Here is a 648-nt window from a genome sequence, read left to right on the forward strand (position 1 = left end):
CTGAGGCGGCGAAATCAGAAAGGCCGGCGGAAAGATTGGTTGGAATCGGAAATTCTGACGGCACCCTTCACGCTGCATGTCCAACACATCACTCGAACTGCTTAAATGAAGGCCAATTTTAGCGGGCTCCGCATGGCAAGCGGCAAGCTGGCGAGCCTCTCAAGCCATGTGCCGGCCGGATGGTCGAGTGCAGACGATTGTCGGCAAGCCGTCGCCATATGGTGTTCGGCCATGCCTTGAGGGCATGATTGGATCTGGCTTTAGCATGCTGGGCGGCGGTCGGCAGGCATTAGGATCGAGGTTCCAAATTTGATTTCCGGAGGACCGGCATCGATGTACCCAAGACGGAACCAGCCGCGCGATGACGATTCTCGCGAAGTAAGTGGGTGGATCGAAGGCGTGACCGGAGCTTTCGATACGGACGCCTGGATCGAGGACTACTATTCAGAGAGCCGAGACCTGGAACAGGATCCGAGCGACTTGCGCGGGCAGCAAGACGTCGATGCCGCAACGGAGACTCACGTGGTCTCAACCAAGGTTCGCAAGCGTGGTCGCCCCGCCGACCGAGACATGCATCCTGATGACGAGACCCGCATCAACCAGTTCGCGGAAGCAGTCCGAAACTACGAAATTCTACCCGACGGTAGC

Annotated in this window: 1 protein-coding gene; it reads left to right on the forward strand. The window is 58.0% G+C overall.

Features of this window, described 5'->3' with window-relative positions; genetic code table 11:
* Positions 1–399 precede the first annotated feature (399 nt).
* Positions 400–648 (forward strand): hypothetical protein (locus CO671_RS34080; RefSeq protein ID WP_245425057.1); only part of this gene is annotated, 249 nt, incomplete at its 3' end.

This window comes from Rhizobium sp. M10 (assembly GCF_002531955.1).
Lineage (GTDB): Bacteria > Pseudomonadota > Alphaproteobacteria > Rhizobiales > Rhizobiaceae > Rhizobium > Rhizobium etli_C.